Origin of the sequence: Hydrogenophaga sp. IBVHS1, assembly GCF_002127265.1 — a bacterium.
Classification (GTDB): Bacteria; Pseudomonadota; Gammaproteobacteria; order Burkholderiales; family Burkholderiaceae_C; genus Hydrogenophaga.
On record NZ_NFUU01000001.1, the window covers coordinates 1,492,309 to 1,506,468 of the forward strand.

The 14,160-nt window shown below is 65.2% G+C and carries 16 protein-coding genes; 7 read left to right on the plus strand and 9 right to left on the minus strand.

Features of this window, described 5'->3' with window-relative positions; all coding sequences use genetic code 11:
- Positions 1-53: 53 nt before the first annotated feature.
- The 5 genes from CAP37_RS07155 (at position 54) to CAP37_RS07175 (ending at position 5,289) form a co-directional block, all read left to right on the plus strand.
- The gene (locus CAP37_RS07155; protein WP_086123543.1) at positions 54-1,619 is read left to right on the plus strand and encodes an FAD-dependent monooxygenase; all 1,566 of its coding nucleotides are present in this window, start codon (positions 54-56) and stop codon (positions 1,617-1,619) included.
- Positions 1,616-1,804 (plus strand): hypothetical protein, encoded by a 189-nt coding sequence (locus tag CAP37_RS07160; RefSeq protein WP_086123544.1) that lies wholly within the window; start codon positions 1,616-1,618, stop codon positions 1,802-1,804. Before CAP37_RS07155 ends, CAP37_RS07160 begins: the two co-directional genes overlap by 4 nt.
- Entirely contained in the window at positions 1,801-2,256 is a 456-nt protein-coding gene (locus CAP37_RS07165) for a MarR family winged helix-turn-helix transcriptional regulator (protein WP_086123545.1), read from the plus strand. Before CAP37_RS07160 ends, CAP37_RS07165 begins: the two co-directional genes overlap by 4 nt.
- A gap of 24 nt (positions 2,257-2,280) precedes the next feature.
- Entirely contained in the window at positions 2,281-2,856 is a 576-nt protein-coding gene (locus tag CAP37_RS07170; protein ID WP_086123546.1) for a GAF domain-containing protein, read from the plus strand.
- A 102-nt stretch (positions 2,857-2,958) separates the two neighbouring features.
- Entirely contained in the window at positions 2,959-5,289 is a 2,331-nt protein-coding gene (locus CAP37_RS07175; protein ID WP_086123547.1) for a YgiQ family radical SAM protein, read from the plus strand.
- An 8-nt stretch (positions 5,290-5,297) separates the two neighbouring features.
- Here CAP37_RS07175 and CAP37_RS07180 read toward each other — a convergent pair whose 3' ends face one another.
- The gene (locus tag CAP37_RS07180; protein WP_086123548.1) at positions 5,298-5,993 is read right to left on the minus strand and encodes a cold shock and DUF1294 domain-containing protein; all 696 of its coding nucleotides are present in this window, start codon (positions 5,991-5,993) and stop codon (positions 5,298-5,300) included.
- A 95-nt stretch (positions 5,994-6,088) separates the two neighbouring features.
- Between CAP37_RS07180 and CAP37_RS07185 the strand changes: the two genes are divergently transcribed.
- Positions 6,089-6,433: a hypothetical protein gene (locus CAP37_RS07185; protein WP_086123549.1), complete on the plus strand. Its 345-nt coding sequence runs from the start codon at positions 6,089-6,091 to the stop codon at positions 6,431-6,433.
- Positions 6,434-6,647: 214 nt separating this feature from the next.
- On the opposite strand, the gene CAP37_RS21945 is transcribed toward CAP37_RS07185, so the two are convergent.
- The gene (locus CAP37_RS21945) at positions 6,648-6,782 is read right to left on the minus strand and encodes a hypothetical protein (RefSeq protein ID WP_256926901.1); all 135 of its coding nucleotides are present in this window, start codon (positions 6,780-6,782) and stop codon (positions 6,648-6,650) included.
- 72 nt (positions 6,783-6,854) lie between these two features.
- Between CAP37_RS21945 and CAP37_RS07195 the strand changes: the two genes are divergently transcribed.
- A complete protein-coding gene (locus CAP37_RS07195; RefSeq protein ID WP_086123551.1) occupies positions 6,855-7,172 on the plus strand; it encodes an ATPase with chaperone activity in 318 nt (105 codons plus the stop codon).
- A gap of 9 nt (positions 7,173-7,181) precedes the next feature.
- Here CAP37_RS07195 and CAP37_RS07200 read toward each other — a convergent pair whose 3' ends face one another.
- From CAP37_RS07200 to CAP37_RS07230, 7 genes are all read right to left on the minus strand, one after another.
- Entirely contained in the window at positions 7,182-8,360 is a 1,179-nt protein-coding gene (locus CAP37_RS07200; RefSeq protein ID WP_086123552.1) for an MFS transporter, read from the minus strand.
- Positions 8,361-8,381: 21 nt separating this feature from the next.
- Positions 8,382-8,936 carry an NUDIX hydrolase gene (locus CAP37_RS07205; protein ID WP_086123553.1) on the minus strand — a complete coding sequence of 185 codons (555 nt, stop codon included), beginning with the start codon at positions 8,934-8,936 and terminating at the stop codon, positions 8,382-8,384.
- A gap of 72 nt (positions 8,937-9,008) precedes the next feature.
- Complete coding sequence (locus CAP37_RS07210) at positions 9,009-10,055, minus strand: TRAP transporter substrate-binding protein (protein WP_086123554.1); 1,047 nt, start codon at positions 10,053-10,055, stop codon at positions 9,009-9,011.
- Between the two features lie 100 nt (positions 10,056-10,155).
- A complete protein-coding gene (locus CAP37_RS07215) occupies positions 10,156-10,860 on the minus strand; it encodes a fumarylacetoacetate hydrolase family protein (protein WP_086123555.1) in 705 nt (234 codons plus the stop codon).
- Positions 10,861-10,910: 50 nt separating this feature from the next.
- Positions 10,911-11,234 carry a 2Fe-2S iron-sulfur cluster-binding protein gene (locus tag CAP37_RS07220; protein WP_086123556.1) on the minus strand — a complete coding sequence of 108 codons (324 nt, stop codon included), beginning with the start codon at positions 11,232-11,234 and terminating at the stop codon, positions 10,911-10,913.
- Positions 11,235-11,243: 9 nt separating this feature from the next.
- A complete protein-coding gene (locus CAP37_RS07225) occupies positions 11,244-12,722 on the minus strand; it encodes a glutamine synthetase family protein (protein ID WP_086123557.1) in 1,479 nt (492 codons plus the stop codon).
- The gene (locus CAP37_RS07230) at positions 12,719-14,092 is read right to left on the minus strand and encodes a Rieske 2Fe-2S domain-containing protein (RefSeq protein ID WP_086123558.1); all 1,374 of its coding nucleotides are present in this window, start codon (positions 14,090-14,092) and stop codon (positions 12,719-12,721) included. Before CAP37_RS07230 ends, CAP37_RS07225 begins: the two co-directional genes overlap by 4 nt.
- Between the last annotated feature and the right edge of the window lie 68 nt (positions 14,093-14,160).

Genomic DNA, 14,160 nt, shown 5'->3' on the forward strand with positions numbered 1-14,160 from the left:
TGGTGGAATGATCAGATTGCACTATAGTTGCGCACGCAACTAAATAGCATGACATGAAAAAAACTCTGCCTGAATCCGTACCGGTGCTCATTGCTGGCGGCGGTCCCGTCGGCCTGACTCTCTCGGCATTGTTGTCCAGCCAGGGCGTCACCAACCTGGTCATCGAAGCCGACGAAAGCTACTGCAGCGGCAGTCGCGCCATCTGCATGTCGCGCCGTTCGCTGGAGATTCTGGGGTGGGTGGGCGCCGACCGGCCGCTGGAGGAAAAAGGCTTGAGCTGGGTGGGCGGGCGAAGCCACTGGCGGAACACCGAGGTGCTTCACTTCCAGATGCCCAGTGAACCCACACAGCGCTTCGCTCCGATGGTGAACATCCAGCAGTTCTATGTGGAGGAGTTTGCCCACAAGGCGGCCATTGCACAGGGCGCTGGCGCCCAGGTGAACTGGGCCAGCCGGGTGGCTGCAGTCCGGCCGCGCGCCGATGGTGTGGCGGTCGACGTGGAGACGCCGCAAGGCACGCAGACCGTGAACGCCGATTGGGTGGTGGCCTGTGACGGTGGCCGCAGCACGGTGCGCGAACAGCTCGGTTTGCAACTGGAGGGCACGCAGTACGAAGGCCGGTATGTCATCGTCGACATCGTGCAGAAAACGCGGCGCGAAGTCGAGCGCCTGGCGTGGTTCGACCCACCGTCCAACCCCGGCTCGACCATCCTCATGCACCGCCAGCCCGACGACGTGTGGCGCATCGACTACCAGATCCGCGACGACGAGGACCCGCTGGAGGCGGTGAAGCCCGAGAACGTGTTGCCACGCGTGCAGAGCCACCTGGACATGATCGGTGAAACCGAACCCTGGGAGCCGCTGTGGATATCGATCTACAACGCCAAATGCCTCACGCTGCCGAGCTACCGCCACGGCCGCGTGTGCTTTGCCGGCGACGCCGCACATCTGGTGCCGATCTTTGGCGTGCGCGGGCTCAATTCCGGGCTGGACGACGCGGCCAACCTGGCCTGGAAGCTTGCCCGGGTCGTTCAGGGCCGGTCGCCCGAGGCGTTGCTCGACTCGTATTCCGTCGAACGCGTTCACGCTGCGCAAGAGAACATCGCCTACGGTGCCAAGAGCACCGAGTTCATGGCGCCCCCCAACTTCGCTTACCAGCTCATGCGCGAAGCCACCCTGCGGCTGGCGGTGAGCGACGCGCAAGTGCGCTCACTGATCAATCCGCGCCAGTCTTCGCCCATCACTTACGTGGACTCTCCCCTGAACGCCCCGCAGGCGGGTGTCTGGGCCAACGAGCAGGCCGCGCCTGGCGCGCCCGCGCCCGAGGCGCTGCTGCATGCCGCCGACGGCCCGTTCCACTTGAGCAGCCGCTTCGGCCACCGGTTCGTGGTGCTGGTGTTCGGTGGCAATCTGGTGATGGATCAACCCGAGGTGGAGGTGCTGTCCATCAACCCGACCATGGATGCGGTTGGCCAGGCCTGGCAGCGCTTCGGCCTGCACCAGCCAGACGAGCCCGCCCTGGTGCTGGTGCGGCCCGATGGCTATGTGATGGGCCGCTGGCACGGCCTGGACCCCGCGCCGCTGTGCGCAGCTTTGAACCACGTGGGAGTGTTCGCATGACCGATGCCGATCTTGACCAGAGTTACAGCGCCGTGTGCGAGGCCCTGGCGCATGTGGGGGAGGCCGGTGCCCCCATGTTTCTGTCCATGCTGTGTCTTTCGCTCATGAGCCGGTTTGATCGCGCCGACGAGGTGCTGCCGCTGATTGCGAACGCGCTGGCACAAAGCGATGCGGGCCCCGCATGAGCACCGAACTGCCTTCACTGCAGGACTTCCTGACCTACCGCCTGCACCGACTCAACAAACTCACCGATCGACACAGCAGCGCAGCCTACGCGAGCGAACTGGGCCTTGGGGTGGGCGAGGCGCGCTGTCTTGCAGCCATCGGGCAGTTCGCACCCCTGTCGGTGAACGATCTCGCCATGCGCGCCAATCTGGACAAGGGACAAGCCAGTCGCGCGGCGCAAATGCTGGTGGAGCGTGAACTGGTGCAGAAGACGGCCAGTGACACCGACGCGCGCGGCGTGGTGCTCACGCCCACGCGCAGTGGGAAACTGCTGTGGAAGCGCGTCATGCGGCTCATTGCAAGGCGCAACCAAGACATCTTTGGGTGTCTTTCCCCCGGCGAACAGCGACAGCTTGAAACATTTTTTGACCGTCTGGTGGCCCATTCACAGCGCCAGGAGGTCGATGAATGAGAGCGATCCGTTTATAAAACGTGCATGAATCCCTTGAACGATCTGGGCTACAAGCCCGATGACCTCACCGTGCAGGTAACCGAACTGCTGGTGGCCACGGCCGATGCGTCCGACGAACTCGTCGACCAGTCTGTCTCGCAGGTGCTTCGCCTGCTGCGCGAACGAATGAAGATGGACGTGGTGTTTGTCTCTGAATTCACCGATGGTCAGCGCGTGATGCGGCAGGTGGCAGCAGGCGATCCGCCGGTGGTGAAGCCAGGCGATGCGGCGCCGCTGGAGGCGAGCTGGTGCCAGCGCGTGGTGGACGGGCGCTTGCCGAGGTTCATTGCCGATGCAAGAGCCCTGCCGGCCTCGGCGGCCCTGCTCAAGGAAGTACCCTTTCCGATTGGTACCCACATCAGCACGCCCATCGTGCTGCAGAACGGAGACATCTACGGCACGCTGTGCTGCTTCAGCTTTCATGCTCAGGGCAAGCCCGATCCGGAAGACCTTAAGAAGCTCGAATTCACGGCTCGCCTGGCGGCCCAGAAGCTTGATCAGCGGCGCGTGGTGCGCAAAGCCCCTGAGTCCGTGCCGGACTGGCAACTTCGCCCCAAGTGACTGCTGCTGGGGCGCGGTAGCCCTGATCCCCCATGAAAACGGGGTGGCCCGGTAAAATCAGCGGTTTTCCACCCACCCGCGCTCCGGGTCTGTGCCAGCCCCATGAACGCCCCCATCGACGTCTCCTTCTTCGCACGCGCCGCCAAGCCGATCACAAGCTACCGGCCGTATTGGGCCAAGCGGTTCGGCGTGGCGCCGTTCCTGCCGATGACCCGCGCCGAAATGGAGCAGCTGGGTTGGGACAGTTGCGACATCGTTCTGGTCACCGGCGATGCCTACGTGGACCACCCCAGCTTCGGCATGGCGGTGGTGGGCCGGGTGCTCGAGGCGCAGGGCTTTCGTGTGGGCATCATTGCCCAGCCCGACTGGACCAGCGCCGAAGCGTTCAAGGCCTTGGGCAAGCCCAACCTGTTCTGGGGCGTGACGGCCGGGAACATGGATTCCATGATCAACCGCTACACGGCGGACCGCAAGATCCGCAGCGACGACGCCTACACGCCCGGTGACGTGGGTGGCAAGCGCCCCGACCGCGCGGCCATTGTCTACAGCCAGCGCTGCCGGGAAGCCTTCAAGGAGGTGCCCATCGTGCTGGGCGGCATCGAAGGCAGCCTGCGCCGCATCGCCCACTACGATTACTGGAGCGACAAGGTGCGCCGCAGCGTGGTGGTGGACAGCAAGTGCGACATCCTTCTGTACGGCAATGCCGAACGCGCGCTGGTCGAGGTGGCGCACCGCATTGCCGCGCGCGAGCCGATCGAGCAGATCACCGATGTGCGTGGCACCGCATTCGTGCGGCGGCCGGGCGATCCGACCGCTGCGGGCTGGATCGAGATCGACTCGAGCGAGGTGGATGCGCCTGGGCGCATCGAGAGCCACATCAATCCTTACCTGACGACGAGCGAGCAGGCGCAGGCGCAAGGGCAGAGTTGTTCGAAGGAAGATGACGACGCACCGTTGGCCGAGGTCAACCCCGCCATTCAGACGCTGAAGTTCGTGCCCAACCCGGCCTTGCAAAGCAAACGCAAACCGCCCGCGCGCGACCGGTCGGTGATTCGCCTGCCCAGCTACGAACAAGTCAAGAGTGACCCCGTGCTCTACGCGCACGCCAACCGCGTGCTGCATGTCGAAGCCAACCCCGGCAACGCGCGCGCGCTGGTGCAGGCCCACGGCGAAGGCGCCACGGCGCGCGACGTGTGGATCAACCCGCCGCCGATTCCACTCACCACGGCGGAGATGGACCATGTGTTCGACCTGCCGTACGCGCGCAGTCCGCACCCCGCCTACGCCGACGAACACGGCAAGCACGATGGCGCCACGAAGATCCCGGCCTGGGAAATGATCCGCTTCAGCGTGAACATCATGCGCGGCTGCTTTGGCGGCTGCACGTTCTGCTCGATCACCGAGCACGAGGGCCGCATCATTCAGAGCCGCTCCGAAGAATCGATCATCAAGGAAGTGGAAGACATCCGCGACAAGGTGGAAGGCTTCACCGGTGTGGTGTCCGACCTTGGCGGCCCCACGGCCAACATGTACCGCCTGGGCTGCAAGACGCCCGAGATCGAAGCGGCCTGCCGCAAGCCGAGCTGTGTGTACCCGGGCATCTGTTCCAACCTGCACACCGACCACGGTCCGCTGATCAAGATTTACAAGCGGGCGCGGGAGTTGCGCGGCATCAAGAAGGTCCTGATCGGTTCTGGCTTGCGCTACGACCTCGCCATCAAGAGCCCCGAGTACGTGAAGGAGCTGGTGCAGCACCACGTGGGTGGGTATTTGAAGATCGCGCCCGAACACACTGAAGGCGGGCCACTGTCGAAGATGATGAAGCCCGGCATCGGCAGCTACGACAAGTTCAAGCAGCTGTTCGAGAAGTTCAGCGAAGAGGCCGGGAAGAAGCAGTACCTCATTCCGTATTTCATCGCTGCCCACCCGGGCACGAGCGACGAGGACATGATGAACCTGGCCGTGTGGCTGAAGAAAAACGGCTTTCGCGCCGACCAGGTGCAGACCTTCTACCCCAGCCCCATGGCCACCGCCACGGCCATGTACCACACCAACCTGAACCCGCTCAAGGGCATTCACCGCGACGAGCGCGCCGAACGCGTGGACATCGTGCGCGGCGACAAGCGCCGTCGCCTGCACAAGGCCTTTCTGCGCTACCACGACTCGAACAACTGGCCGCTGCTGCGTGAGGCGCTCAAGGCCATGGGTCGTGCCGACCTGATTGGCAACGGCAAGCACCACCTCATCCCCACGTTCCAGCCGCTCACCGATGGCAGCTACCAGAGCGCGCGCCGCAAGAACAGCACGCCGGTGGGTGCGGCGCCGTCGAAGGGGCGCCTGCTCACGCAGCACACCGGGCTGCCGCCCCGCGTCACCGGTAGCGCGGCCCGACCCGGTTCACCGGTGGGTGCGGGCAAGCGCAAGCCCGGCTGAAGCAGGGTTCAAGCCTCGGGTGGAGAGCCCATGAGCAACGGCCAGCAGATCCAGGCCAGCAACGCCGCAAAGTTCAGTGCCACCGTGCCCCAGTACATCAGCTGGAAGCGGGATTTGGCGGTTTTGTGCCTCAGGATGTGCTGGGCGAACCAGCCGCCGGGCCAGCCACCCGCCACGTCGAGGCCATGCAGCCAGTCTTCCGGCACGCGCGGGCTTTCGGTGATGGCCGCGTCCTTGTCTCGCCAGTACATGTAGAAGGTGGCGAGGTTGAGGATGACCACGGCGGTGAGTACCACCCAGGGAAAGCGGCCGAACCCGATGCCGATGAGCCAGAGCAGCAGCCACAGCGCGATCAGGCCCAGCCCGATCCACAACGGCAATTCTTCGCGGCGCTTCTCGCGCGGCGTGCGCGATCGCCGCGCAGGCGCTGCCTTGGGCAGAATCTCGGCCTCAGCAGGCAAGGGCAGTGGCGCGGCATCCAGTGGCGAGGCCACCAAGTTGCGCACCGGCTCCACCGAAAGGGCTCGCGGCCCCTTTCCACCCACGTGAATCTCGTCGAAGCTCACTTCCATGCCTTCGGCGGGCGGGTTGTGGCCGCTGAAGTCGCGGGTGTGAAAAAAGATGTCGGCGGCGGTTTGCGGGCTGCGAATGAATCCAAACGCGCGCTCGCGGTCCCAGCGCACCACGGTTCCCTGTTTTCTCATGGCGGTGTAGGAAAGGTTTCAACGAATGTGGCAATAGGCCAGCGCTTGCCATGGTATCCCGAATGGCGCAAAATGCGCCAAACAGGAGTTTTCCCATGTCGTCCTCCAGCAGTGCATTTTCCTCGGTCAAGCTGCCCGCGGGGCTGGTCCAGCAAGCCCGTGATGCGGCCCAGCCACAACGCCGGTCGGTTGCCGGGCAGATCGAGTACTGGGCCACGCTCGGCCGCATCGCAGAAGAGACCGGCCTCACGGTGCAGGAAGCCCGCGAGGCCATTTCCCGCTACGACGCTGCCGCCCGGCAGGCCCTGGCGACCGATTCGGTTGAGGCGATCGAAGCCCGTTTTCTCGCTGCCGAGTCCAGCGGGGTTCTGGCCGAGGCGGTGCGGCAGAGCGTGAAGGAACAGCGCAGCAAGGCATCTGGCAGCCGCCGCGCCGCGTGACACGGCCCGTCTTTTACCTGCTGGGCCGGTCCCAATGGCGCCGGCAAGTCGACCCTGTACGCATCTGCCGTGGTTGCTGGCCTGATTCCGGAGCAGGCCGAGTTCGTCAACGCCGACCTTCATGAAGCCGCACACCTGCAGCAGGTGCGCGATCTCTCGTCTGGCGAGACGCCAGCGCGCCACCCCAGTGGCTGGCGAAGGTGCTGGACGCTCCTCAGGCGTCCTGATCAGAGGGCTTCCGGGCTTCCCGGGCAATGCGTTCGGCCTGAGCTTTCTTCACGTCCCACAACTGCCAGACGCCAATGGCCAGCACGACGATGAAAATGCCGAGTTCCAACCAGATGGCCATGATGGGCGCCTTGTGTGGGGTGAAAGCGCCGCATGTTGCCCGAAGGCACCGGCCGCTGCAATACAGTTCGGCATGTCCGACGAATCCCAGATCGAAATTCCGCCTTCCTTCCTTGAGCTGTATCTCGCGCCCGGACGACAGAAGCCGTCGCTGCCGCGCGCCGAGCTGGCGGAGCGCTACGAACTTTGCGAGGACATGGCGCAGATGCTGACCGAAACCGCGCGGCAGATGGAGTTCAGCCTGGGCATCACGGAAACCGACGTCCTCACGCGCTGCCTGCTGGGATTGCGGGTGGAGCCGGCGGTGGTGAGTGATGCCGAATCCACCTGGGTGATCACGCGCCTTGCCGAGTTGTTGAACTGGCCAGCACCGGCGCCGGCGCTCGACTGAGCCGGCTGATCAGCGCTTCACCCCGGTGCGCAGCCACATCAACGCGCCCACTGCGCTCAGGCCGAGCGCGCTTGAAATCCACAACGCTCCCGCTCCCCAGCGCTCTATGCAGGCGCCGAACACCAACGGTGCGAACGCCTGCGCCACGCGGGAAGGCGCGGTGATCAGGCCCTGCCGTCGGCCATAGCCCCTGGGCCCGAACAGCACCAGCGGCAGCGTGCCCTTGGCGATGGTGAGGATGCCATTGCCCGCCCCGTGCAACACCGCGAACACCGGTCCCGCCACCGGCCCGAACAGCATCCAGCAGGCCACACCCAGGGGATGACCCAGGGCAGCCGCGCGCGCGGCCAGCAAGGGGTGCAGGCGGCGCAGGAACCCGAACTCCAGCAACCGGCCCGCCACCTGCGCCGGGCCAACCAGTGCGCCGATGGCCACCGCGCCCGCCAGCGTGGCGCCACTGGCCACCAGCAGTTGTGGCAGGTGCGTGGCCATGGCGGTGCTCACAAACCAGGTGACGGCGAAAACGTAGGCCAGCACCCAGGCGGCGTACCGGGGCGCGGGCTCGGCAGGGGTGTCGAAGGCGGTGTCGCCGTCCAGCCGCACGGCCTGGGGTACGGGCAGCGCAATGGCGCGCGGGATGCTCGCATTGAGCGGCAGGCCCACCAGCAGGTGCAGCCCGGCCCACATCAGGCAGGCGCCGCGCCATCCCCATTCGGCTTCCCACCAGCCGCTCAGGGGCCAGCCCACCGTGCTCGCAAAGCCTGCCAGCAACGTGATGCCAGTGATGGAGGCCCGGGCGTCGGTGCCTCTCAGGCGCACCAGTGCGGCAAAGGCCGCTTCGTAGAGGCCTCCGCCCATGGCCACGCCCATCAGCAACCACGCCAGCCCCAGACTGATGGGCCCTTGTGCCTGCGACATGCCGGCGAGGCCGGCCGCAAACAGAAGGCTGGTGCCCATGAGCAAGGGGCGTCCACCCCAGCGGTCGATGGCGCGTCCCGCGAAAGGGCCGAGTGCCGCCGAGAGCAGCAAGGCGACGCTGAACGCCGTCCAGACCTGGGTGACCGGGATGCCGAGCTCCTGAGCCATGGGCCACGCGAGCAGGGCGGGCAGGTAGTAGGAAGAAGCCCAGGCCAGGGTCTGGGCACTGCCCAGCCGCAGCACAAGTGGCCATTGGCGGGTGTCGCTCATGGCAAGTGAAGGAACGGGTGTTCAGCCGATGTCGAAGGTGTGAAAGCCGAATGCACCGCGTCGCCGGTCTGCGAAGTAGTGCTCCAGCGTTTCCTTGACGGTGCGGAATGCGATGTCGTCCCAGGGAATCTGGTCTTCGGTGAACAGTCGGGCCTCGATCGTTTCGTGGCCCGGGTTAAAGCGTTCGCTGAGCAGGCGGGCGCGGTAGTAAATGTGAACCTGGCCCACGCGAGCCACGTTCATGAGCGTGAAGATATCGCCCAGCTCGAACTGCGCGCCGGCTTCTTCATCGGTTTCGCGCGATGCTCCTTCCGCGGTGGTTTCTCCCAGTTCCATGAAACCCGCCGGTAAGGTCCATTTGCCCCATCGGGGTTCGATGTTCCGCTTGCAAAGCAGCACGTATTCCCCCTCGTCACCCCACACCGGCACCGTGCCCACCACATTGAGCGGGTTGTCGTAATGCACGGTCATGCAGGCCGGGCACACGGCGCGGGGCCGCGTGTCGCCATCGTCGGGCAGCCTGAGTTGAACGGCGGCTCCGCAGTTGCGGCAGTGTTTGGCGGGTGTGCGAAGCATCGTGGCAGTTTACGGGCTCAGAAAAAAGCCGGGCTCGAGGCCCGGCTTTTCGAGGGAGAAGGCTTTATGCCCTTACGCCTTCTTGCCGTGTTTGGCGATGAGTGACTTGGCGGTCTCCAGCAGCTGTTTGCCGTTGAAGCCCCGCTTGTCCATGTCCTGCACCCACTCCACTTCCACCAGACGCGCCTTGCGGCGGAATTCCTGCGCTTCAGCGGCGGGGATGGTGTAGATGGTGTTGCCTTGCTTCACGGCCTGCTCGCGGCCCGGGCCGTCGCCGGCCTGCTGAACCTTGCCCAGCCAGCCGGAGGTCTCGATACCGGAATTCTTGTCGATCACGGCCTTGAGATCGGCGGGCAGCGAAGCGTATTTGTTGCGGTTCATCGCCATCACGAAAGTGGTGGTGTAGAGCGCGCCGCCAGCGGGATCGAACTCGCTGTGGAACTTGGTGAGTTCGTGCACCTTCACCGAAGGCACCACTTCCCAGGGAATCACGCAGCCATCGATCACGCCCTTGGAGAGCGCATCGGGAATCTGCGGCAGCGGCATGCCCACGGGCGTGGCGCCCAGGTAGCCGAGCATCTTGGTGATCTGGCGGGTGGGGCCGCGCACCTTGGAGCCACGCAGGTCTTCGGCGGTCTTGATCTGCTTGCTGCGCATGTGGAACATGCCCGGGCCGTGCACCTGCAGGGCAATGGGGTGCGTGTCCTTGAACTCGTCCTGGGCGACGGTCTGCACATATTCCCAATAGGCCCTGGAGGTGGCTTCGGCGTTGTTCATCATGAAAGGCAGCTCGAAGGCTTCGATGCGGGGGAAGCGGCCTGGCGTGTTGCCCGGCAGAGTCCACACAATGTCGACCACGCCATCGCGCGCCTGGTCGTACAACTGGGCTGGCGATCCACCGAGTTGCATGGCGGGGTAGCCTTCAAACTTGATGCGACCACCCGAGTCTTTCTCGACCTTGTCCATCCACGCCTTGTGCATGTTGAGCCACACATTGGATTGCGGGGCCATGAAGGTGTGGAACTTGAGCGTGACGCTTTGCTGCGCCAGGCTGGCGAAGGCGGGCGCGCCAAGGGCCACGGCGGCGCCGGACTGGAGCAGGGTTCTGCGTTGGATCATGGTGGAGTTCTCCTGGGTGCTATGAAAAAAGTGGCGCAAGCATACGCCGGGGCGCGGGGATTGCTGAGAGGTCTAACCCTCAGTGGGAGGCTCAACGAAGTCAGACAACCTTCACCGAGATGGGTGTGAGGCCGTCGACGCCACCGTTCATGGTGTCGCCGCGCACCACCGCAGCCACGCCCTCCGGGGTGCCGGTGTAGATCAGGTCGCCGGGCTGCAGTTCCCAGGCCTGCGACAAGGCTTCGATGGTCTCGGCCACATTCCAGATCAGCTTGGCCACGTTGCTGCGCTGGCGGTCTGTGCCATTCACCTGCACCCAGATAGCGGCGTTGTTCACGTCGCCCGCCTGCGCGGCCAGCGTGATGGGTCCGATGGGGGCGGACTGGTCGTAGGCTTTGCCAATGCACCAGGGGCGGCCTTGCTTTTTCATGTCGGTCTGCAGGTCGCGTCGCGTCATGTCCAGGCCCACGGCATAGCCGTAGATGTGCTTGGCGGCATCAGCGGCCTTGATGTTTTTGCCGCCGGTTCCGATGGCCACCACCAGCTCGATTTCGTGGTGCAGGTTGGACGTGAGCGTGGGGTAGGGGATGGTGGCGGTCTGGCCGGTCTCGGCCACCACAATGGCATCGGCCGGCTTGAGGAAGAAGAAAGGCGGCTCGCGGCCGGTGAAGCCCATTTCTTTCGCGTGTTCTTCGTAGTTGCGGCCCACGCAGTAGATGCGGTGCACGGCGAAACGCTCGGCGCGCCCCAGCACGGGCACGCTGACGACGGCGGGAGGGGCAAAGGCGTAGGTGGGTTCGGTCATGTGGGTGTGGCGGGAAGAACAGGGGAAGCGAAACGGGGAATTCAGTGTACTCAGTGTTGCGTGGCGGGCAGCCGAACCACCAGGCCATCCAGTTCAGGCAGCAACCGAATCTGGCACGAAAGCCGGCTCTCAGGCTCCACCGGACTCGATGCGAAGTCCAGCATGTCGACCTCGTCCGCTACTGGCGGTGGAAGCCGGCTCGCCCACGTTGGATCCACGATCACATGGCAGGTGGCACAGGTCAGCGAGCCACCGCAATCGGCCTCGATGCCAGCCACGTTGGCGTCCACCGCGGCTTTCATGAGGCTCTGGCCAGGCTCGGCCTGGATGTCCTGCACGCGCTCGTCGGCGTAGATGAATCGGATCTTGATCATGGTGTGGGTTCAGGTTCGGCTGAAGTACTCGCGGCGTTCAAAATCGGTCTTGTCCTCGGCCTGTGCGTGGCGATCGATCTCGCTCTGCTTGATCCGGCTGAAGTAGCGAACAAAACCATCGCCCAGGCCCTCGCAAAGAGCGGCGTCCGCTTGCAGCGCCGCAATGCCTTCTGCCAGCGAAGTGGGAATCTTCTCACCCCCCTCGGCATACGGTGTTTCAGAAGCGGCCGGTGGGTTCAGGCCGCGCGCGATGCCGTCGAGCCCGGCGTGGATCTGCGCGGCCATGTAGAGGTAGGGATTGGCGGCGGGCTCACCCACCCGGTTTTCGATGCGGGTGGCGTTGTCGCCGGCAGCACCCACCACGCGCAGCATGGCGCCCCGGTTGTCCTGGCCCCACAGCACGGCCTGCGGCGCCAACGCATTGGGCCGGAAGCGGGCAAAGCCGTTGATGGTGGGTGTGCACAACACGGTCATGCCGCGCGCATGCGCCAGCAAGCCCGCAAGCCAGCGTGCGCCCGTGTCCGAGAGCGTGTGTGTGGCATCGGCTTTCGTGGTGCCGCCGGCCGAGGCGTCGCGGACAAAGGCGTTGCCGCCCGTCTTGAAGTCTACCAGCGACTGGTGCAGGTGCCAGCCGCTGGACATGATGTTTGGAAACGGTGGGCGGCACATGAAGGTGGCGTGGTAACCAGCGCGGCGCAGCGCCTGGCGCACGCCGTTGCGGAACAGCACCATCTGGTCAGCGGCGGTGAGCGCGTCGGTGGCGTCGAAAACGGCTTCCACCTGGCTGGGCCCGAGCTCGATCTCCAGCGATTGCAATGGCAGGCCCAGCGCCTGCGCGGTGCGCTGCACGATGCGCAGCGGTTCATCGGCCAGATCGGCCATGGCCTCGGCTTGCAGGTTGTAGCCGGGGTGGATCATCTCCACGCTCGGTGGCAGCCCCGGCCATGCGGCCAGGTCGGGGTCGAGCTGAGGTCGGGTGTCGGTGATGCGGTAGATGTGAAATTCGACCTCGAGCCCCGTTTTCAGACCGTAGCCCACCTTGGCCAACCGATCCAGCGCCGACTGCAGCACGCGTCGCGTGTCGAGTGGCACCGGCGTGCCGTCGGCGAACCAGGGCTGGCAGCGCAGCCAGCCCGTGCGTTCGAGCCAGGGCAGGGTGGTAAAGCTATCCGGGTCGGGCAGCAGCATGAGGTTGGCCGCGCCGGCAAAGCCAGGCAGATCGTCGGCAGCGCCGGGCTCAAACACCTTCCAGGCGGTGCGGTCGGCGGTGTCCTTGAGCATGAGCGTGCCCACCATGCCCACACCGTCGCGCAGGGCGCGCACCGCGGCGGCGGCGGTGAGCGTCTTGCCGCGCAGCATGCCGTGCGTGTCGCACCAGCCGAAACGCACCAGCTCGATCCCGCTGGCTTCGATCAGGCGGGCGGTGCGCAGGCAGGCTATTTCGCGAACTGCGGTGTGATTGCCGCAGCGTTCGGCGAAATGGGTCATTTGGCGCCCGCTGTTTCGGAGTGTCCCGTGTACCAGGGAGCGTTTTCGCGCTTGGCGCGCACGCCGTCCTGCCACCAGGTTTGCCAGTCCTTTGCGGGCGCGATGCCGTCCACGGTGTCGGGGCCATGGATCGCACCGTGCAGCGCGGCATCGGCGATGCCCGGTGGTGTGCCGCCTTGCTCCACCGTGTCGATCGCCTGTTGCAGCAGGCGCCGGTTGGCCATGATCACGCGGTCGGTGGTGCCCAGGTGTTCGCGCGTGCGGTCCTGTATGGCGCCCATGCTTTCGCAGGCCCACTGGTCGTGCACGTTGATGTCGTCCTCGCCCATGCCGAGGTAGGTGCTGGTCTGCTGTTCTTCGGCGCTGAAGCCCCACTGGTTCTGGCGGCCTGACTTCGGGATGTAGTCGGGCAGGGTGACGGCGGACAGGCGCTGGTTGCGCATCGCTTCCTTGTCCACCGGGCCGCCGAAGCTGGTGAAAAAGGCGTACCAGTAGTTGTGCGTGTCGTCCACCGGCACATGCATCTGCGTGATGGTCATGGTTTCCGACAGCGGAATCACGAAAGTCTGCGGGAACACGGCGTTGGTGATGCGCACGTGGGTGAGGTCTTCCGTCATGGGACGCAGGGCGGTGAGCTGCAGGCCATACGGTTTGGCCTCGAACGAAATCTGCGGCTGGCCGAACTCGCGCATCACACGCGTCATGGGCCAGCGCTCGCCACCCACATCGCCCGCGCTGGCGCCGCGAAACTGTTTGCCATAGCTGTCTTCCAGCGAGGCGTCGTTGAAGAAGCGGTGCAGGTAGGAAGCATGCGCCGGGTCAATGCCCACTTCGAACGACTGCAGCCAGTTGCAGTGCCACAGGCCCTTGAAAGCGAAGGTGTGGGAGGCCGGTGCGGCAAAGCAGTCCAGCGCCGGGAGCGGTGGCGGTGTCTGGCCTTCTGGGCCGAGCCAGGCAAACAGCACGCCGCTGGCAGTTTGCAGCGGGTAGCTGCGCTGGCGAATTCGGTTGCACAGCGTGCTGCCCGCGGGCTCGGCTGGCGTCTCGATGCATTGGCCTGTGGTGTCGAACTTCCAGCCGTGGAAAGGGCAGCGCAGGCCATCGCCTTCGTTGCGGCCGAAGGCGAGATCGGCGCCTCGGTGCGGGCAGTCGCGGTCGAGCAGACCGTATTGGCCTTGTGCATCGCGGAACAACACGAAGTTCTGCCCCAGCAGGCGCACCGGCTTCACCGGGCGCACGGCCATGCGCGGGTCCAGCGCCGGGTCGAACTCGTCGAGCAAGGCCACGGGCTGCCAGTAGCGGCGCAACAGTTCACCCCCCGGTGTGCCCGGTCCCACCTGGGTGAGTCGTTGATTGAGTTCGGCTTTCATGTGCAGGCTCCAATGCGGGAACGTTCAAACGGTATACCGTTTCGTAAATTCAGTGTACAGTTTGCCGC